Origin of the sequence: Turneriella parva DSM 21527 (assembly GCF_000266885.1) — a bacterium.
GTDB lineage: Bacteria > Spirochaetota > Leptospiria > Turneriellales > Turneriellaceae > Turneriella > Turneriella parva.
This window is the reverse complement of sequence record NC_018020.1, coordinates 3835541-3855201: the sequence shown is the minus strand read 5'-3', so window position 1 is coordinate 3855201 and position 19661 is coordinate 3835541. Positions and strand designations below refer to the sequence as shown.

Genomic DNA, 19661 nt, shown 5'->3' with positions numbered 1-19661 from the left:
AGTTTTGTTAATTCGTCAAATGACGAATTAAAGGACGCCTGTAGCTTTCTGCCTGCGGCGTCAACCGATATGCAGTTTCAGCGCGGCCTTTCGTGCTGCCCGGCGGCCATGCAGGTGCACTATATCCCACAAAAGTTGGCGGTGCTTACGCAGATAGTCTTTGCGGCTCTTTTCAGGGGGATTAAATATGTTCTGTTTCTTCAGCAGACGTACCGGGTTCTTGCGCAGTTCACGCCACGTGCCAATTTCAAGGGTCAGGGGCAGAAACAGCGACTTTTTTCGCGCGCTCAGCTTTGCCTGCGCGGCTTCAAACTCGATGAGGGCTCTATCCCACAGATCGCCGTGGGTCTGGTAACTTGCCGCCATCGGCTCAATGCGGTAATCGGCATGCCTGGCCTTCAGGCGCGCGCCCATGTCTTCGAAAACCGCCTTCTGGTAAACCGGCTTTTTGCTGAACGAATAGGGCCACCAGAGATAATTCTGTGAGCCATAACCCGAATGCAGATCGACCGCCGTGTGTACTTGCCGCCGGCCCTTCAGCGCGTAGTCGCTCAAAAACCTGAAAAGCGCGCGAGATTCGCGCTGCAGCGCCCGGCCGCGGTAATAGGGCAGCGCCGGTGAAATATGGTGGCCGCCGAAAAACGGGATAGATCCGGCTTCGGCATCTATGCCCGAATTGCGGTTGAGGTCAACGCCCCGGCCATTGGCCCGCGTCTCTGCCGCAACCCCCGCGGGATTCAGAATCGGAATCGAGTTAATGCCAAACTTGCCCTTCAGCAGGCGTTCTGAATACCAGGCACTTTTCGGGTTCAGCATATTCTTGAGTATATCGAGGTGAATGCGAATCGCGATCGTTTCGAGCCCGTGCACCCCGGAAACAAGCGAAACGGTGTGGCGCCTGAAGGCTGCGGGTTTACCGATTTCGAGCATATAGATGGGCCAGCGCTGGCCGTGCCGGGTCGGGGTCGAAAAGTCGAGCTGGCGAATGCGCACCAGGCCTTCATGGCGGCGCACGAAGCGCAGCAGGCGCCTTTCCCAGCGATCAAAGTGCAAAATTTCGCTGGTGGCAGACATGAGGGCAAAAGGTGTGCGGGAAACACTTCGTCAATTGACGAAGCATCAGCGGCGTACCCGCAGTCTGCCGTTTTTTATACTGCCGCCACGTCTAACTTTCCGATCTTCAAAAGAGAATGCGGCGGCTGTTTTTACCGACTTTTTACATTGTTGCCAATATTCTCTCGTTTGGCGCCTCTGCAGCCTCGAGCGCCCTCTATGCAGGTATCATCACATTTGTGTTCGTTCTTTACTACAGTTACGCGATCAAGCTGCCAGCCATCGATAAGCTGATTCTGGTCGTCGGTGCGATTGCGGGTCTTACCACCGTGATCCACGGGCTCTATTTCGGTATCTTGCACAAGATCGGTTTTTCAGGTCTCACCCGCGGCATGCGCCTTTTGAACCGCGCAATCGTGCGCGGCGAAACCTGGTTAAAAATCGACATTCGCCGCGATCTCAACGCCGACCAGTACCGCGAGCTGCACCGCATGCTGTGCTACCTGCCGCGTGAAAATGCGTACATGTCGGTGGCGATGGTCGTCATGATCGTCGCCGGTGTTGTCGTCTACCTCAACCGCTGGCAGAACTACAGCTTTGTGAACCTGATTCAGGTCGGCGTGATTGCTGTTATCGCCGGTTTCATACATGCCGGCTTTGCGGCCGTGATTACCGAACTCGTCACCGGCGAGATGCGCACGCGCGTGAAGCAGATCATGTACGAAAAAAAGGTGGAGTTCAAAGAGATATCGCTCTCGACGGTGCGCTCGAAGATTCTCTTTTTTATTATGATCATGGTCGCGACCTTGTTTGTCTCGAACTTTATGGTCTACTACAACGTTGAATTTCCCGTGATGATTCGCTTTTCGATCTTTGCGATCGCGATCGCGGCGATTATGGCGTACATGCTCTTTTCAATCGTCTTGCAGTCTTTGCGCGAAATCGAGGCAGCTTCGGTGAGCATTCGTGACGGCAAAGACGTGATGCTGTTTCCGCAGGCGCTCGACACCGAATTCATCAACGTCGCCACGGGCCTCAATACTGCTACGACCACGATTCGCGATTACCAGCACAACCTCGAGCGCAAGGTCGATGAGCGCACCGCCGAGCTCACGAATGCCAACGAAGCTCTGCATGCAAAAGACAAACTGATTCAGATGGAACTCGATTTCGCGTCAGAGATTCAGAAAGGTATTATACCCGCGAGCATCGACGAGTGGAACGGTCTGAAATTCTATGGCTATTACAAGCCGATGGAAAAAGTTTCGGGTGACTACTACGATGTTTTTCCTGCGCACGGCAACCGGCTGGGAGTTCTCATCGCCGACGTCTCTGGCCACGGCGTGCCGGCTGCGCTCATCACGACCATGGCAAAGGTGACGTTTGCTCGCTCGGCGCAAAGCTCGCACTCGCCAGCGCAGACGTTTCGCGATGTCAACGACCAGCTGCTGAAGATCGTCACGACACAAGATTACCTGACTGCCTTCTACCTCACCATCGATGAGACCCACCATTTCTACTATGGCAACGCCTCGCACCAGCAGGCAAAAATTCTGCGCGCCGAGTCGGGTGAAATCGAATCACTCGATACCGATGGACTCTTTGTCGGGGCAATGCCCGAAGCGAATGAAAGTTACGGCGAAAAAGAAGAGCGACTCTTTGCCGGCGACAGGCTGTTTCTCTATACCGACGGCCTCATTGAAATACGCAACAGCAGCGGCGAAGAGTTGGGCATAGAACGCTTCGACGCCATCTTGCAGAGCGCGCGCCCGCTGCCGGCCGCCGAAGCCGTACCCTTCATCGTCGCCGAAGTGTTTCGTTTCGCCGAAGGCAATAAACCTAACGACGACATTTCGATTCTCATGGCAGAAGTGAACCGCGAATATTCACGCTTTCTGCAGATGGCAGCGCGCGCGTACCAGCAGATCGAGCAGGGCGACCGCCAGAATGGAGTGAAATTGCTCGACGAAGCCATCAAACTCTATGGCAAGAATTTGCTTTCGCTCAAGACAGCCGGGGCGGTGAATTTCGACCTCGGACGCATCGAAACCGCCGAGCGCTACTTTCATGCGTACGCCGACCTCAGCCGGCAGAACGCCGAGGTTTTTTATTTTCTGAGTTCGATCGCAATCATGCAGAAACGCTTCGAAATCGCCGAACGCCACGCGCGCGAGGCGATCAGCCTCAGGTCGAATTACGCTCTGGCGTTCAATAACCTCGCGATTGCCTGTCTCAATCTCGGTAAATATGCCCTCGCACGCTTTGCGATCGAGAAGGCGCTCGTGCATGAGCCTGAGAATGAAGAAATACGCAAGAATGCGGAGAGGTTGGAGCAGTTGTTGAAGGGGTAGGGCCGCGTCTCAGGTCGCATAGGGGCAGAATTCAAGAAAAGTTCTCATCAGCTCAGGGCACGCCACGGGCCGCAAAATGACAAAATTCGGAAAAGTTCCGCAATTTTCTGCGACGGGGCCGCGTCTCAGGTCGCATAAGGGCAGAATTCAAGAAAAGTTCTCATCAGCTCAGGGCACGCCACGGGCCGCAAAATGACAAAATTCGGAAAAGTTCCGCAATTTTCTGCGACGGGGCCGCGTCTCAGGTCGCATAAGGGCAGAATTCAAGAAAAGTTCTCATCAGCTCAGGCCACGCCGCAGGCCGCAAAATGACAAAATTCGAAAAAGTTCCGCAATTTTCTGCGAAAATTGCTCCATGAACGGGCTTCGCCCGCTTTTCCGAATCTTACCATTTTGCTCACCTGATTCCGAAGCGAATCTGGCGGCCCGCGGCATGGCCCAATTGGAAAAAAACTATCCGCCACGACCGGGTCGTGCGTCTAAGCAATATGCGAAAATTCATCTTGGCGGGCCTTGTTTTGGGTTCGGTGTTTGCCTCTGGCAATCTTTTTGCGGCGCGTAAATTTGCGCTGATTGTTGGTACCAACTATAAAGGCTCTGAGATCAGCCCGCTGGGCCTCTGCGAGAAAGACGCAGAAGTTATGAAAAAGTCTATCGCACAGACGGGTAATTTCGAGCAGCAGAATATCCGCGTGCTGCTTGCCAACCAGGTGACGCGCGAGAATCTGCGTTCGGCGATTGTCGACTGGCTGGGCAAACAGGTCAAAGACGGTGATCAGGTCTTCTTCTTTTTTGCAGGCCACGGCCAGTTCATGCGCGACCCCGCAGCCAAGAATGGCATGCGCAACTTCATCATCATGTTTCAGCGGCCCCACGTCTCTGACGACGAGCTCTCAGAGTGGTTCGGCAAACTCAAGACCAAGAAAGCCGTCATTATTCTCGACTGCTGCTTTTCAGGTGGCATAGCGAAAAAAGGCGCTGCGACGCGCGGCGCAGGCAATGTGCCGATACCCGATGGGCAAGATTATGCTGTGTTGCAAGACCTCGAAGGCGTACACTTTCAGAACAAGGTGGTGATTTCGTCGTCTGACGACAACGAGACCGCAATCGAACTCGGCAAACCGATTGAACATGGCATCTTCACGTATTATTTCAGCAAGGCAATACTCGACGCAGACCTGAATGGTGATAAGAGCATCACCGCCTATGAGGCCTTCTTCAAGGCGCGAAACGAAACCACCAAAATGGCGCAGAAGGCCAACCACAAACAGGTGCCGCAGATCAGCGGCGATGCTTCTGGCTTCTTCTTTGTCGCCGCTGCAGTGGCGCCGCCCCCGCCGGCGCCGGTGTTGCCGCCCGTGCCGGTGGTGGTACCTGAGCCCGAGGTTGCACCGCCGATTACCCCCGAAGAGCCACAGAACCCCACGAATAAAAAAACGGGCACGCTCGTCATCAAGACGACCTATACCAAGGCCCAGCTAGCGGGCGGCATTCAGGTCTTTATCGACAATGAGGAGTACGATTTTAATCTGCAATACGTCGACTACGGAGCCTGGGGCAAAACTGCACAGATCACTGTCAGCAAAGTGCCAAGCGGCGTGCACAACGTCACGATCAAAGCCGGCGGTTACAGCGATCAGGTAGTGAAGACGGGTATCGAGCCCAACCAGACGACTACCGAAACCATTACCTGCGGGCTCGCCGGTAAAGGGGCGATCGCGGGCAAAGTCTACCTCGAAACGTTCGATCAGGGGGCAGAAGGCTTCATCGTCTTTATCAAACCCTTGCCGAACTTCAAACAGCCTACCTCAACCAGCCGCAAAGACGGGTCTTTTGCGTTCACTGAAGTAAAGCCTGGCAAATACACGGTGTTTCTGCGCGGTTCTGCCCGCGCAGTCATCAAACAATACGATCAGGAAATTACGGTAGAAGCCGACAAGATCACCAATCTGGACATTGTATTGAAGCGGCTCGTCGCCAAAAAATAGGTCAGAGGCCGACGCCGGTTGAAGGGGCTGCGACCGCTGCAACCGGCGCCGACGTATCGCTCTCTTCAACCTCACTCGTTTCATAGTCGATGGTTTCAACTGAACTATCACCGACGATAATAAAGTCGATCTGGTCGATAACCTGATTATTCAACGCAATTTTGAGCCGGTATTCGCCCTCATCGAGGCTCTTGTAATGATCGATCAGCATACCCTGGCCTTCGGCAATCATGCGGTTACGCAGATCAACTTCTTGATAGCCGAGGCTTTTCTTTTGCAGCGAGATACCATAGTAGCGGTCGGTCTTGGGTGAAGACGGGCGGTAAGCATACCAGAGCACGTCGTCGCGCTCAAAAACGGGTTTAGTCTTGTACGTGACAAAACGCTGTGGCTGAAAAAATTTTTGTTCCAATGCCGGCAGGTTCGAATGGTCGGCTACGGTGAAAGCGAAGCGCCCCGGCGAATGGCCGCATGATACGCATAGCGCTGCCAACACCAGAAAACCTGAAATCCTCATAGTTAATTTTCGGTTTGCCCCGGCCAAAACTGGCCAAAAATAAGGCCCACCGCGTTGTGATCAGGCGGGAACTCGCTGACGCGCATTTTCTTGCCCATGCGAACTGCTAATCAACGCAAATTCCTCCGCGAATCGAAGCGATTCGCTATGCGCGGGGCGCAAAGCCGCCTGAATTTGCGCTGATTTGCCGCCCTTGGCGGCATCGCAATTCGCATCGCCAAGAAAATGCGCCTTTTGTGTTATGCTTCGCGAGTTCCCGCCTGGTCACGCGTTGGCGCGCTACTTTCGCTGAGCCGCGAAATAACCCTGCCCGTCTTTGACGATGCCGGGGCCGGCTGCGGCTGGCCAGTTCAGGTTCTGCCCGCGCTGAGAATAGACGGCGCGCATTGTAATTTCACGAATGCCTGACATGAAGAGCGGCAACTTAATGCGCGCGTTCTTGCTCCATGAGTCTTTGCGAATCTCAACCAGCGGGTGGGGCAGAGCGACATTGCCGCCGCCGTTCTTGTGCACTGACGCGCCGGGTTTGTAGAGGCTGACGGTCGGTATTTCTTTGGTGAGCCTCAGCCGGCTCGCGAGGTCGCTCGCCTTCACTTCGGGAAAAGCCAGCGTGACCAGCGCGCGCGTGCCGAATTGCCCGCGGTTCGAGATTTCAATCACGCTCTGTTCGCCGGCCACTTCAAAAACTTCGAGAAAAGGCCAGATTTCGTCTGCCTGCCACGGTAGCCACTGCATGCCGTTGAAGCGGTATGCGTTTTGCCCGAGGTTTAGAATTTCGTCATTGGGTTTTTCTTCGACCTTTGTCATCTTGACGCTCGCCGTATCGAAGGCATCTCCTTCAAAAGTTTGTATGAACGCCGTCGCATCAAAGAGCGCAATGGTTTTTTTACCGCTGCCATACGTGAGCAGAATGTGCGACTTCTTGTTGCCGGTTGCTATAAAGAAGACCTTAGGTTCAATCAGGGCCGAACCGAATTCGTGGTGGCGCAGCAGCGTGTAACCTTTATCGGCCGGGGTCAGAACCGCGAGGTGCGTTTTCTGCGCAGTTTCATAGAGGGTAATGTCTTCGAGCGAAGCCGATGCATCGAGCTGGTATTTTTTCTGCAGGAGTATTTTCTCAACCGGCGACCCGATCAGCTTTTCAAGTTCGCCGCCCGAAGGATGCGGGCTTTTGCGGCAGGCGAGGGCAAAAATAAGGAGCAACGTTGTGGCCGTCAGGCGTTTCATAAATCCGCATCTGGGGTTGCAGACGCGGCGAAAAGCGCAACTGAAAAGTGCTATGGCTTGACGTCGCGATGCATTTTCATGAGCCATAACCCGTGAGTTGGAAAGGCCAGTCTATACTTTCGGCGCAGCAGTTTTCGCCGCAAGACCTGGCCGAAATTCTTGAAACGTCGCGCCGGCTCGAAGGCCTGCTCGGGTCAAAAAAGAACCTGAAGCTGCTCGACGATTACATTCTCGCAACGCTCTTTTTTGAGCCGTCAACGCGCACCCGGCTGTCGTTTGAAGCTGCGATGCACAGGCTCGGCGGCCGGGTGATTTCAACTGTGGGAGTGCAGTTTTCGTCTTTGGCGAAGGGCGAAACGCTTTTTGACACGCTCAAAATGGTCGAATCTTACAGCGACATCTGCGCTATCAGGCATTCAGTTGAAGGGGCTTCGTCGCTTGCTGCCCGTAGCATCAAAATTCCGGTGATCAACGCGGGTGACGGTGCGGGTGAACACCCGACGCAGGGCCTGCTCGACCTCTATACGATTCACCGTCACGGCTATCTTGAACGCGCCAAGACATCGGTGGCCTTTGTCGGCGACATCAAGTTCGGGCGTACGATCCACTCGCTGATACAGCTGCTCAGCCATTATGGTGTGCATATGGTTTTTATCGCCCCGAATGAGCTGCAGCTGCCGCAGAAGTACGCAGACCTGCTCGACAAGGCGGGCGTCAGCTACGAAAAAACGGAGGATATCGAAGCGTTACGCAGCGTCAACGTGGGGTACATCACGCGCATTCAAGAAGAGCGTTTTACCGACCACCGCGAATACGAACGCTTCAAAGATGCGTACATCGTCGACCGCGAGCTCATTGGCCGCTGCCGCGAAGATATAATCGTGATGCATCCGCTGCCCAGGCTCAGTGAAGTGGCAACTGATCTCGACTCACACCGGTCAGCGGTCTATTTTGAACAGGCTAATAACGGTCTTTACGTGCGCATGGCGCTGATTCTGGGGCTGTTGCAGGTTGAGCTGCCCTGAGGGGCTGCGCGGCAGGTCGCCGCAATTGAAATCTTAACCTGTCGGCAAAACGGCGCTATCCAGGAAAAGCGGGCAGAGGCCCGTTCATAAAGCGATTTTCGCTACGAAAATCGCGGAACTTTTACTGAATTGTGCCGTTTTGCGACCTGTCGTGCAGCCCTGAATTCAGGATTTCTCTTTGCCGAAAGCCTGCTATCAGTCTCCGACTCTAGAAAACTGCTACTCTTCAAAACGCGTGAGTACCGAATAGCCGTGCTCGGCGAAAAGGCCTTCGGCGCGCGACATAGCTGAAATCGCATCTTTGCCAGCCTCAAGCCCCGATCGGGTGACCTTCTGCCAGGTAATGCGCCGGTAAAAGGTGTAGACGCTCACCCCTGACGCATAGCGCGCGGCGCCCGCAGTCGGCAGAATATGGTTCGTGCCGGTATAGTAGTCGCCGGCAGCGACCGGTGCATGGTCGCCGACGAAGATGCTGCCGGCGCAGCGAATCTGCGCCAGAATTTCGTCGTTGCGTTCAGTCTGTATTTCAAGGTGTTCGGGCGCGTAACGGTTCGAGATATCCACCGCGTCTTCAAGCGAGTCGACGATAATCACGCGGCCATTTCGCCGAATTGCATCGAGTGTAATTTGTTTGCGCTTTTCGTCATCGCTGCGTGCTGCGAGTGAACGTTCAATTTCGGCGCTCACCCGTGTACCGAGCTCAGTTGAGGTGGTCAGCAGAATTGCCTGCGCGTTTTCATCGTGTTCGGCCTGCGCCATGAGATCGTGGGCCACGTAGCGAGCATTCGCCGAATCGTCGGCGATGACAATAACTTCGCTCGGCCCGGCAAACGAATCGATGCCGCAGCGGTTTTCACCCGCCACATGAATTTTTGCGGCTGAAACATAAACATTGCCGGGCCCATAGATGAAATCTGCAGCTTCAAGGCCCAGCTCGCTCACACCGTAGGCGGCAGCAAATATTGCCTGCGCACCGCCGGCCTGCAGCACGCGCGTCGCGCCGGCCGCATGCGCCATCGCGAGCACGATATCAGATACCCTGCCGGTTTGCGGGTCGGGTGGGGTCATAACTGTGATGTCTCTGACCCCGGCGATGCGCGCCGGTATAACACCCATCAGAACCGTCGAGGGGTAGAGCGCTTTGCCCCCCGGCACATAGAGCGCGACGCGGTCAAACGGCACAAACCGCACCCCCAGCTCATTGCCGGCGATATCGGCTGAAAAATTTCGCTGCCGCTGCAACTCGTGAAAGTTCTCAATATTGGCAGCCGCGAGGCGAAACGCTGCGAGCGTCTCTTGCTGCGTTTTCGCGACGCGTGCCGCGGCAGCTGCCATGTCGCTTTCACCCAGCACCAGCATTTCAGGCACATTACCTTCGAACCGCTGCAGTGCATTCTTCAGGGCGGTGTAGGCGTTCTGCTGAAATTCAGCCGCTAGCGGTTCTATCGTGTTTGAACGAATATCATTGAGGTTGAGAGCGCTGTGCGAAAAAAGTGCAGCCTTTTCTGCGGCTGTTAGTGTCGCGTAGTGGTCAGTCTTGAGAAGCGCAGACATATCTATTTAAAGCGCAGCGGTTCGAAAATTTCGACTTCAACCGACTTGCCACGAATGCGTTGCTGAAAACGAATACGCCGGCTCACCACGTGGTCGGCGATTTTCGCCTGCGTGGCGCCATCGATCAGCAGATGCGTTTTTGCGGCCTTGTTGAGGCCCTCGAGTCTGCTCGCGACATTGACGACGTCGCCCAGAACCGTATATTCGAGGCGGCGAAAAGACCCGACCGTGCCCGAAAAAACGCGCCCCGATGCGATGCCGATGCCAAAGCCGATGTCGTGGTTAAGGTATTCGGGTCTCACCTGGTTGAAAAGCGCCATCGATTCTGTAATCGCCATGGCGCATTTTACGGCGTTGAGTGCATCGTTGCCCTGGCTCAGCGGAGCGCCGAAGGTCGCCATTATGGCGTCGCCGATGAACTTATTCACTGAGCCGCCATGTGAGAAAATAAGATCCATCAGATCGGTAAAGAGTATATTCAGCAGATTGGCGACATTCTTCGGGTCGAGGGATTCAGAAAGTGAAGTGAAGTTGCGCAGGTCAAAAAACATCACGCTCGCCTCGATAATTTCCGGCTCCATCACTGAGCCCGACGACTGAATTTTCTGAATGACGTCGTCAGAAAAGTATTGCGCCAGAATTTTACTCTGCGCCTCGAGACGCTCGTTGGCCTCGCGCAGGCGCACACGTTCACTGTGCCGTTCGAGCCACAGGCGTGCCTTGACGAGAAATTCAGCATGCCGCAGAGGTTTGATCAGAACCTCGTCAGCTTCTTTCACAAGGGCGAGCACCGACGTGTCTTCGGTGGCGTCGGCCGTCATCATGAGAATCGGGGTGGTCGAGTAGTGCGGGCGCGACCGCAGCTGGTCGAGAATATCAAGGCCTGAAATGTCGGGCAGGTAAATGTCGATAAACGCAAGATCGTAATTGCGCTCGTCAATGACAGCAAGGCTCGTCTGGCCGTTCGCGAAATAGTCGACTTCGTAGCCCTCTTGCGTGAGCAGGGTTCGCAGAATCTCGCCCTGAACTTCGTCGTCTTCGATCAGTAAAACACGGGCTTTGGCTGCTGCCATTCGCCGTCAGAGGTGATTTCAGTTTCAGCGGGTCAAATATATGTCAGGGATTCAAAATCTTTGTCGATGAGCGCCCGGTTCACATTCTGAATCGCGACGCGGTAGGCGATATACATATTCTGCGTGCAGAGGTTGCGGTAGCGCACGAGGTCGAAACCGTAGATCTGCGCACGAAAATATGACCCGCTCTTGATCTTATCTTGCATGTCAAGGCTGCAGAATTCGAGCGCATCATCGAGCAGCATAAAGCCGCGCGGGTGCAAGAACTCGTTGCGATGCACGAAAGCTCCGTCGCGTTGCATCGCGATGAGCATTTTGACACGGTATTGCTGCATAGGGGCCTTTATAACGTCGGCCCCGCTGCCCATGAAACTTGAGGGTTGCGGACCTTTCAGCGGTCCATTAATGTCGAAAGGTCTACATCCGCATCGTCTTTTTCACCGCCCTCTCTGCCGTCTGCACCGAGGCTGATGACTGAGAATTTGGAGCCGGTGATATTGTAGCGGTAAGGAGTGCCGTAAGGGTCGACCGGTACCTTTTTGAGGTAGGGGCCATCCCAATTCTGAACACCCGAAGGCTGGCGAACTAAAGCTTCAAGCCCCTCGTCGGCGTTCGGGTACCGACCGGCTTTTGCCTTGAACTCGTCGAGCGCGTTGACGATCGAGAAATAATCGGTATTCATTGCCAGCTTATTCTGCCCCTTGTTGGCTTTGGCTTTGTTGTCGCCGAGTGAAACAAAGAGTACGGTCATGAGACCACCGAGAATCGCAATCACGACCAATAATTCAATCAACGTGAAACCACTTCTTTTGCGTGCCTTAAGTATTCGCATACTGCTAACGACCGGTAACGGGATTCGGTGACAAGAGTTTTTCGTCCCTGGAGCGAAAACAACGCGGATTGGACGAATCTGGGCTCGCTCTAGACTCAAGTAAAGTGCTTTTCTGTCAAAGAGAACTATTGATCTTTACCTATGCGCAAAGCCTTGAGCAGCCTCGTCGCGTTAGCGGTGAGTGCCCTGATTATTTCGACCATTATTTCTTTTTTTATGCGCGATTCGTTCGAGACGCTGCCGGTGAAGGCGAGTTCGGCGCCGGTCAAGCCGACCCGCCGCATGCAAGACACTGCGTTTCTCGTTTCAGCCGAGCACATTTCACGCTACGATTTCAACTGGCTGACCGAAAAGCTCAGCGTGCTCGCCGGCGAATCACCGCAGCGCATTTTGCCGGTGCCGGTCAACTTTTATCTGGCGAATGCACTGAATCATGCTGAATATCCGGCGGCAGCTCTAGACCTGATCGACGCAGAGTGCAATGTCCGCAGCGACAAAGTTGCCAGCGTAAAGAGATATTTTAAGGCGCTGCAGGTAAACTCGAGCGAAGGCAAAAAAACAGGTTTGCACATAGCCTCTTTTCGGGCGATACCTGAGTCCGTAACGCTGCGCTATTCTGACAATACTGCCCGTGCGGCCAAATGCCTTGGGGCGCAGCTGACGCTCATCGGCGAGATTACGCTGGGCCAAGACCCTTCGAGCCTCGTTGTGCCGGCCCTGCAGTCTGTGCGGGTCAACCTTGCGCCTTATGAAAGGGCGCAACTGCTGAACAATGCCGCGCGCAATATCTATTCGGCGATCGCCGAGGCGTACAAGAAAAATCCTGCTTACCGCGCTCGGGTATTGCTGACGAATGCCGTGCCGTACGCGCAGGCGCAGGTGCTGCCATTCAGCGAACTCGCCGGCCAGTTTGTGGGCCTTACACCCGACGAGCTGACCGCAGTGCGGGCAGGCGTCATTGCCCTGAACGGCAGCATAGCCTTTGTGCCCGATCTCGCCAAGCAGGTTGAAATCGGTATCGATACCTCGGTGATCTGGCAGCTTTGGCAGACGGCGAAAATTCCGTTCTTTAAAGACGCTTCGGGTGAACCGCTGGTCTACGAAGATCTGATTTTGACTCTGCGCCGCAGCCTTACCGACGCCGACGCAGCGGGTGTTATTCAAAACCGCAAACTCAAAGTCATCTACGCAGCGTATGCGCGCGATAATGATGAAAAGCGCAAACTTGGTGAAAGCATTAATCTCGCTTACCAGCGGTCGAGTAACGAGCGGCTGCAGAAATTGCAGCTTCAGTTGTTTCTCGATGTGTACGATTTCTCGGCGGTAGGGCTTGAAGCCGAGACCTACATCGCGCTCGAGATGCCTGCGCGCCAGAAATTTCCGTTGATCCACATGGTCGCCCGGCCGCTCGCGAAGCGCTGGGGTTTTGAAGAGAAAAAAGACGGGTCAGACACATCTGAGATCGAAGACTCGCTGCTGCTGCTGCGCAATACCCTCGCGCAGGCCGGCAAATAGAATCACGTGCCTCATCCTTATTCTGCGCTGGTCTGGGGCATGGGCATTTCGCTCGTGCTCTTCTACGCCGCCTTTGCCGTTCGTAAGGCCAGCCTGACTCGCCATCGGCTGCTCGCCATGGCAGGGGTAGTCTTCAATCTCGTGAGCAGCGTGTATCTCATCTGGGCGGTACGTATTGCGGGCGTTGAAATGCCGTCAGAGTATCCGTTTGCGGTCATCACTGCCCACCGCCTGTTCGCGACGCTGATTGCCATTCTGATGCTCGTCATGGTATACACCGGCATCAGACGCATGCGCCGCGTGCATGTGGCGCTGCACAGATTCTTTTTGGCGGGTTACACGCTGACTTATATTTCAGGATTGGTGATATTTCATGGGTAATACAGAAGACTTCATCGTCGGTGACGCGGCAGACAAGCAGCGTCTCGAAGCGATTAAGGCGAAATCGCCTGCAGAGGTCGGTGAAGACGATCTGCGTTTTGTGGCCAATCGCATCAGAAAAAACGCGATCGAAATGGTTTTCAGGGCAAATTCGGGGCACCCGGGTGGGCCGCTGGGTCTGGCGGATATCTATGCATACCTCTATTTTAAGGTATTGAAATTTGACGGTGATGCGCGCGACCGTCTTTTGATCAGCAACGGCCACGTTTGCGCCGTGCGTTACAGCGCCATGGCGGTGAGGGGCCAGTTGCCCGAAGGTGAACTGGCAACCTTTCGGCGTCTGGGTTCGCGACTTCAGGGACATCCATCGACAAAATTCTTTCCGCTGGTTGAAAACTCGAGTGGTTCATTGGGGCAGGGCCTGGCAAATGCGAGCGGGCTCGCGCTCGGCCTGCGCTACCAGAAGAATAGAGGCCGGGTTTTCGTTGGCATGTCTGACGGCGAATGCCAGGAAGGCATGACCTGGGAGGCAGCAATGGCTGTCGCACACCATAAGCTGGTGAACGTGCACCCGTTTCTTGACTTCAACAACATTCAGATTGATGGCAAAGTCGAAAACGTCATGGGAGTTGAACCTCTCGACAAAAAATTCGAAGGTTTCGGCTGGCAGGTTCGCATTGCAGACGGTCATGACTTTAAAGCGATTGCCGACGCGTTTGACTGGTCGCTCGCAGCCGACAAAGCCCCACGCATGATCTTGTTTCGCACCGTTCTGGGCAAAGGCGTGTCATTCATGGAAAACAACCCAGACTGGCACGGTTCACCACCTAACCAGAAGGATAGGGATGCAGCGTTTTTGGAATTGTCAGCCGCAAGCTGACAATTCCAAAAACTGACGAAGCTGGCTCGACGGAAAACCGGCAAGCAGGCCGCTTCGGCCGCTTTAGCAGCGGTTTGCGCAGCAAACTGCGAGGCTGCCGGTTTTCGCCAGCTTCTGCTTAACAGACAACTCTGTTATAGCACCAATCCGCAACGACGGCCTCCTGCCGGCGGATTAGTCGAATGACATCCTGTCACCTGACGATAATTCGAAAAATAAACGGGACAATCAGTACTCCGCCTTCCATCAGCTCTTTGGGTGGCGGGCCGAAATCGTGTGCGGCATAGAGCGCCTCGATGCACGAACGGTCGAGAGAAACATAACCCAGCGATGAAACGAGTTTAGCATCGCGTACGACACCATTCTCATCGAGCAGAAACTGAATATAGATATCCTGACTTGGGAACGTAGAAAACCTTGTATAACCAGACGCATAATTCATGCGGTGGTACGAGTCACCAAATGTCGGGTAGGGGTCGCCGCCGGGCGGCGCCCAGACAGACTGAATCTTGTTGATCATCGAGCGAAAATAGCTGTAGTGAGCATAACGCGCAGTCGGTATTGCCGGGCGACCGGCGTAATCCCATGACAGGGCGAAATCGTGGCGAAACCGGTAATACGCCGGTATGCGCAGTTTCTCCGTGGCAACGGTGGGCTTTTGCTCTTTCTGCGGCCTGATGTTTATCGTCGTGCGTGATTCTTGCGAAGTGAGAATGCGCGCGTATTGTTTTGCCGAAAGCAGGCGTGCCTGCATCGGTGAAACATCGCCGGGGCTCAGTACATAGTCAGTCGAAATCGATTCGAAACCCTTTTCGCGGGTCAGCTGGCCCTGCGCTGCCGAATCGCGGTCTGAAAGAAACTTGACCTTGTCTTTGCGCTTCTCTTTGACCACTTCGCGGTTTTCAAGCATTGCCTGAATTATCTTGCCGTTATCAGACTTTTCGTCGGCCTCGCCACCGAGCAAAGCTCTGAGGTCAATTTGCAGAAATAACACTGCCAGAATGCACAGGCAAAAGACTGTAGAAAAGAAACGCGCCAGGGCGCCGTCAGAAATCTGCGTCACCGACATCGAATCGGCCGCGTTTTTTATTGATAGATTCGCGAAGGTCATTGATATCTTTTGTTACTGCCTGACCTGCTTTCTTCATGTAAAGGTCAATCAGGTTCAGGGCCGCCGGGTACGCACCCTGCGACGCAGTAATCTTGGTACAAGCTAACAAATATCGGGGCAACTGGCTTTTTTGCCAGTCAGGTTGAGCGCAGCGTTTGGCCGCGTTTTTCAGATCTTTGAGCTCAAGCGCATAGAGGCGCGTCAGGTAAAAATCGGTCTCTTCGTCGTGCGCATTCGTCTCCATATAGGCAGTCAGCGCCTCGCGTGCCCGGTCTTTTTCTTTCATTTTGAGGTAGATAGCGGCAACCCGCCTCGCGTGCACGCCATCGGCGAGTTTCTGTGTGCCTGAAATCTTCGATAAGTTCTGCAGCGCGTCGTCTTTTTGACCCCGCTGTGCATGAATTTCGGCAATACGCAGAAATGCCCTGATGCGGTAGCGATCGGCGAGGCCCGTCTGCTGAACCGCCTGGTTCAGCATCGCCAGCGCGATCTGTTCGGTAATCTGCTCTTCTGCCAGCAGCGTGCCTTTTCCATAGAGTGCCAGGGCCTCGTTGGGGTCGCTTCGGAGTGCCCGGTCGAACAGCTCAAGTGCCGAGGTCTGCTTGCCCTGTTCAAGGCGCCTCAAACCCTCTTCGGCGAGTGCCCGCGAGCGCCCACACGAAACCGCAGCGAGCGAGGCCAATAGCACAAAGGCCAGAAGCCGGCTGAGCGAAGGCAGGTGAGTTCTTTTTCGAATCGGATTTCCTCTTAGTTACCGGGCGGCGGCGTCAGGTTCGGCATTTGGCCCTTGTCAACAAGGTCTTCGAGCCGCGGAAACAGCGCATCAACTTTGCTCTTGGCAATCGTGAGCGGCGCGCCGGCGTCGGTACTTTTTGCAATGTATTCCTGATCTTTGGTCGGCCCGAAGAACTCGATCTCTTTGGTCACGTTCGCAGAGAGCAGCACGCTGATTTTGCCGACGCGCGGTGGCAGGTTTGTTTCTTTGTAGAACCTCACGCCGGTGAGGTCTGAAAGGTCGTTCGCATAGGTGGTCGCGCGGTTTTTGTCGGTTGCCCGTTGGGGATCGAGCACGAGCTGACCTTTGTCATCGGCCTTGAGTTTGAAGGTCTGTTTGCCAGAAACCTGAATTTCTTTGATATTCTCTTTCGCAATTTTGAGAATGCTGCGGTCACGGTACTGGTCTGCGTCCTGGTTCCAGTCGCCGCGCAAGAAACCTTTTACCGCATAGACCGAGCTTTCGTCGGCGAGGCGCACAAAGCTCGCATTGCCGGCCCCGGAATATTTGCCGAGAACTGCCTGCGCGATCTTGTCGCCGTTTTCGCCTTCGAGCAGAATCTGGTAATCCTGCTCGCGTACCTCGTATTCGCCTTGCTTGTCTTGGTTCGCTGACACCTCTTGATAACGGCGGGCTTCAAAGATATTTTTAAGACCTGTTTCAATCTTTGTCGCGTCTGCTTTCATAACGCCGAGCGGTGTACCCGCGAGTTCGAATGTCCAGCCGTCTGTTGTGCGGGTGAATATACGCTTGCCCGTGGTGTCGGTGAGCGTAATTTTCTTCACACGGTCGGCCTTGCTTTTGATTAACGGCGACGACTTTTCATATGACTTTTCAAAGAGCAAGAAAGGGTCGTTGACCAGAAAACCAAGCAGAAAGACGAGCGCTGTGACTGCGGCGAGTATCGTGTTTTTTTTCTGAATAGGCATAAGATTCCTCAGTTTGCAGGTGAAAGTTGTTTTCTGCGCGTCAGACGCCAGGTGCCGAAGCCGAGAATTATGAGCAACGGCAGCGCAAAAGCGAGCACTGTCAAAAACTTGCGTTTACCGTCTTCGACGAGCTCGGCCTTGATACGAGGCGCCGATTTCTTGCGCAATTCGACCAGATCTTCGTTGCCATTCATGATATCGATTGCCGCAAAAATTGTCTTGATGTTTTCATCAAGCAGAGGCGCCTGCGTCATTTCGCTGAGAATGAATGTGAGGTTACTGAATGCATAGGGAGTGCCCACGACCATGATTGTGCTCTCTTTTTCAGCATTCTTCAAATAAGTTTTCGGAGCTTCTTTGGGCGGTTCAGCCGCTGCGTAGAGGCTTGAGAATCTGCCGCGCGCCGTGACGGCAAGGTTATACGTGCCCGTCGTCTGTTTAGGCGCTGCGATCATGTCGTCCATTTTGCCGGGGTCGAGAAAGGCAAAATTCGCCTGCGACCATGAATCAGGGCTCGATTTGGCGAGCACCTCGACCTGAAACTTGCCGTCGCCCTCGGGCAGCACCGCCGGGTTGGTTTTGACGCTGCTTGTATAGGGTAGAATGAGCGCTGCGTTGCCCTTGGTCGACAGGTGTTTCTGGCTCAGACCGCTCTTGGGCACCAGCACCCACGGTGGATATGGAAACTTTTCGAGTCGCATGCCGTTCGGTTGCACAAACGGCACATAGTAATTGGGCTTCAGCTCATTGATCATGTCGTCGCCGAGTTCAATGCCATACCCTTTGAGAAAGTCTTTCAGGTCTGGGTTGCCGGGAGAAGCCATGAACTGCTGGCCGAAATTCACTTCCATGCCCGACGCGAGCACGATTAGGTTACCGCCACGCATCACGAACTGGTCGAGCCTAAACTTGTCGATTGGTTCGAGTTTGCCCGGTTGTACCACGACGAGCGTCGACACCTCTACCGGAATATCTGCAGTCGTGGTGTTGATATCCATGACTTCGCCGTAAAAAGTCGAAATCTTTTCCACAAAGTAAGAGAGCGATGTCGGGTTGCGCTCTTTCTTTTGGTTGAAAGCTCCGTGACCTGAAAGTAATCCGATCTTCTTTTCTTTCGGCTTTACCATCTTGAATATCTTGGCGGTCAGTTGGTTCTCGAGGTCGTGCTGTTCGTAGAGGCCGATAAGATTGTTCACGGTCTCTGATTTGTCGCCATAAGAGATCGCGAGCCCAAAATAGATGCTCTGCGCCTGGGCTTTTTTTGCTCCGCCGACACGCAGGTCGAGCTGCTGAATGCGCAGGTCTGTCGCCCGCGACTGCGCCGACTTGTCGTTGTCGGGGTCGAGAATCGTGAGCTTAACCTTGCCGCGCGAGCTGTTGACGTATTCTTGTATGAAGTCGCGGGCCTTGCGCGCCACGAGTACGGCTTCGTCTGGCAGATCGTTCGAAACAAACAGTTCGATCGTGGCCTTCTCTGGCAGATTGCGCAGCAGGTTTTTCGTCGTGCCTGATATGCGCATCGCACCGGTCGACGAAACATCGAACCTCAGGTAGGCGCCGTAACTCAGATAGCTGAACGCAAAGAACAGCGCGACATAGAGCACAGTAGTGGTTCTGCGCGACTGCAGATAATTCTTGATGGTTTCCATAGCTGGTGAACTTTTCGAATCCATTAGTGACCCCGGCGGAATTTTTGAATGCTGACTTTGTTCAGGTACAGAAATAGCGCTGAGAAAGACAGGTAATAGAGCAGGTCGCGGGTATCCAAGAGGCCCGCAGAGAGTGAATCCGAATGCCATGAAACAGACAAGAAGCCGAGCAGCTCTTTCATCGGCCCAAAGAATTGCAGCACCGGCTGGTAACCGAGCAGGTAGATGAAGAGGCAGGCAAGAAAGCTCAGTAAGAAAGCGGTGATCTGGTCACGTGTCAGCCATGATATGTAGAGGCCCATCGCTATATAAGCCGAACCCGAGAGCCATGCGCCGAGATATGACCCGATGAGCACCATAAAGTCGGGGGCGCCCACGTAAAAAGCCAATATCGGCAGAAAAAGAGTCGTGGCCAGTGACAGGCCAAGAAACACGAGGGCTGAAAGGTATTTGCCCAAAATGAGCTCCACCTCGCTATAAGGCAGCGTCAGCAAAAGTTCAACAGTACCACTGCGGCGTTCTTCTGCCCACAGGCGCATCGTGATGACGGGAATAAAGGCGAGATAAATCAACTTGAGCATGTCGAACATGCCCTGGAGCGAATACCCGCGGTCGAAGAAACGGGTGATGAAGAAGAAAAGAAAATTCACGAGAATTGCGAAAATACCCAGAAAGATATAGCCGATCGGAGTATTAAAGTAATTCGCGAATTCGCGCCGATAGACGGTCTTGACGTTTTTCCAGTCCAGGTCGAGGTTGATGTTTTTGATAATGTCCATAGTTACTCCGATCAATTGCCCT

General features: G+C 54.2%; 18 protein-coding genes. 6 read left to right on the top strand and 12 right to left on the bottom strand.

Features of this window, described 5'->3' with window-relative positions; genetic code table 11:
- Positions 1 to 60: 60 nt before the first annotated feature.
- Positions 61 to 1074 (bottom strand): M14 family zinc carboxypeptidase, encoded by a 1014-nt coding sequence (locus TURPA_RS18565; protein ID WP_014804801.1) that lies wholly within the window; start codon positions 1072 to 1074, stop codon positions 61 to 63.
- A gap of 116 nt (positions 1075 to 1190) precedes the next feature.
- On the opposite strand from TURPA_RS18565, the gene TURPA_RS18560 reads away from it, so the two are divergent.
- Positions 1191 to 3404, top strand: coding sequence for a PP2C family protein-serine/threonine phosphatase (locus tag TURPA_RS18560; protein WP_014804800.1), 2214 nt, complete (start codon positions 1191 to 1193; stop codon positions 3402 to 3404).
- Between the two features lie 488 nt (positions 3405 to 3892).
- Entirely contained in the window at positions 3893 to 5392 is a 1500-nt protein-coding gene (locus TURPA_RS18555; protein WP_014804799.1) for a caspase family protein, read from the top strand.
- Position 5393: 1 nt separating this feature from the next.
- Here TURPA_RS18555 and TURPA_RS18550 read toward each other — a convergent pair whose 3' ends face one another.
- Positions 5394 to 5909, bottom strand: coding sequence for an LIC_12238 family plasminogen-binding lipoprotein (locus TURPA_RS18550; protein ID WP_014804798.1), 516 nt, complete (start codon positions 5907 to 5909; stop codon positions 5394 to 5396).
- Positions 5910 to 6188: 279 nt separating this feature from the next.
- A complete protein-coding gene (locus TURPA_RS18545) occupies positions 6189 to 7136 on the bottom strand; it encodes a hypothetical protein (RefSeq protein ID WP_014804797.1) in 948 nt (315 codons plus the stop codon).
- 92 nt (positions 7137 to 7228) lie between these two features.
- Between TURPA_RS18545 and pyrB the strand changes: the two genes are divergently transcribed.
- Complete coding sequence (gene pyrB / locus TURPA_RS18540; protein ID WP_014804796.1) at positions 7229 to 8161, top strand: aspartate carbamoyltransferase; 933 nt, start codon at positions 7229 to 7231, stop codon at positions 8159 to 8161.
- 219 nt (positions 8162 to 8380) lie between these two features.
- On the opposite strand, the gene hisD is transcribed toward pyrB, so the two are convergent.
- Genes hisD through gspG form a run of 4 tightly spaced genes read right to left on the bottom strand, consistent with a single transcriptional unit; the run spans position 8381 to position 11620 of the window.
- The gene (hisD, locus tag TURPA_RS18535; RefSeq protein ID WP_014804795.1) at positions 8381 to 9715 is read right to left on the bottom strand and encodes a histidinol dehydrogenase; all 1335 of its coding nucleotides are present in this window, start codon (positions 9713 to 9715) and stop codon (positions 8381 to 8383) included.
- 2 nt (positions 9716 to 9717) lie between these two features.
- A complete protein-coding gene (locus tag TURPA_RS22295; protein ID WP_014804794.1) occupies positions 9718 to 10788 on the bottom strand; it encodes an adenylate/guanylate cyclase domain-containing protein in 1071 nt (356 codons plus the stop codon).
- Between the two features lie 32 nt (positions 10789 to 10820).
- Positions 10821 to 11123, bottom strand: coding sequence for a hypothetical protein (locus tag TURPA_RS18525; protein WP_157210594.1), 303 nt, complete (start codon positions 11121 to 11123; stop codon positions 10821 to 10823).
- Positions 11124 to 11179: 56 nt separating this feature from the next.
- A complete protein-coding gene (gspG, locus tag TURPA_RS18520; protein WP_014804792.1) occupies positions 11180 to 11620 on the bottom strand; it encodes a type II secretion system major pseudopilin GspG in 441 nt (146 codons plus the stop codon).
- Positions 11621 to 11761: 141 nt separating this feature from the next.
- Between gspG and TURPA_RS18515 the strand changes: the two genes are divergently transcribed.
- Genes TURPA_RS18515 through TURPA_RS18505 form a run of 3 tightly spaced genes read left to right on the top strand, consistent with a single transcriptional unit; the run spans position 11762 to position 14396 of the window.
- Positions 11762 to 13135 carry a hypothetical protein gene (locus tag TURPA_RS18515; RefSeq protein ID WP_014804791.1) on the top strand — a complete coding sequence of 458 codons (1374 nt, stop codon included), beginning with the start codon at positions 11762 to 11764 and terminating at the stop codon, positions 13133 to 13135.
- Positions 13136 to 13141: 6 nt separating this feature from the next.
- Positions 13142 to 13516: a hypothetical protein gene (locus TURPA_RS18510; RefSeq protein ID WP_014804790.1), complete on the top strand. Its 375-nt coding sequence runs from the start codon at positions 13142 to 13144 to the stop codon at positions 13514 to 13516.
- Entirely contained in the window at positions 13509 to 14396 is an 888-nt protein-coding gene (locus TURPA_RS18505) for a transketolase (RefSeq protein ID WP_014804789.1), read from the top strand. The genes TURPA_RS18510 and TURPA_RS18505 overlap by 8 nt, the downstream gene beginning before the upstream one ends.
- Positions 14397 to 14589: 193 nt before the next feature.
- Here TURPA_RS18505 and TURPA_RS18500 read toward each other — a convergent pair whose 3' ends face one another.
- The 5 genes from TURPA_RS18500 to TURPA_RS18480 form a co-directional block, all read right to left on the bottom strand.
- A complete protein-coding gene (locus TURPA_RS18500; RefSeq protein ID WP_157210593.1) occupies positions 14590 to 15390 on the bottom strand; it encodes an energy transducer TonB family protein in 801 nt (266 codons plus the stop codon).
- Positions 15391 to 15442: 52 nt separating this feature from the next.
- The gene (locus TURPA_RS18495; RefSeq protein ID WP_157210592.1) at positions 15443 to 16132 is read right to left on the bottom strand and encodes a tetratricopeptide repeat protein; all 690 of its coding nucleotides are present in this window, start codon (positions 16130 to 16132) and stop codon (positions 15443 to 15445) included.
- Positions 16133 to 16254: 122 nt separating this feature from the next.
- On the bottom strand, positions 16255 to 17211 hold the full coding sequence (locus TURPA_RS18490; RefSeq protein ID WP_014804786.1) for a DUF4340 domain-containing protein: 957 nt from the start codon (positions 17209 to 17211) through the stop codon (positions 16255 to 16257).
- 8 nt (positions 17212 to 17219) lie between these two features.
- Positions 17220 to 18884, bottom strand: a complete 1665-nt coding sequence (locus TURPA_RS18485; protein ID WP_014804785.1) for a GldG family protein — start codon at positions 18882 to 18884, stop codon at positions 17220 to 17222.
- A complete protein-coding gene (locus TURPA_RS18480; RefSeq protein WP_014804784.1) occupies positions 18884 to 19639 on the bottom strand; it encodes an ABC transporter permease subunit in 756 nt (251 codons plus the stop codon). The genes TURPA_RS18485 and TURPA_RS18480 overlap by 1 nt, the downstream gene beginning before the upstream one ends.
- Positions 19640 to 19661: the final 22 nt, after the last annotated feature.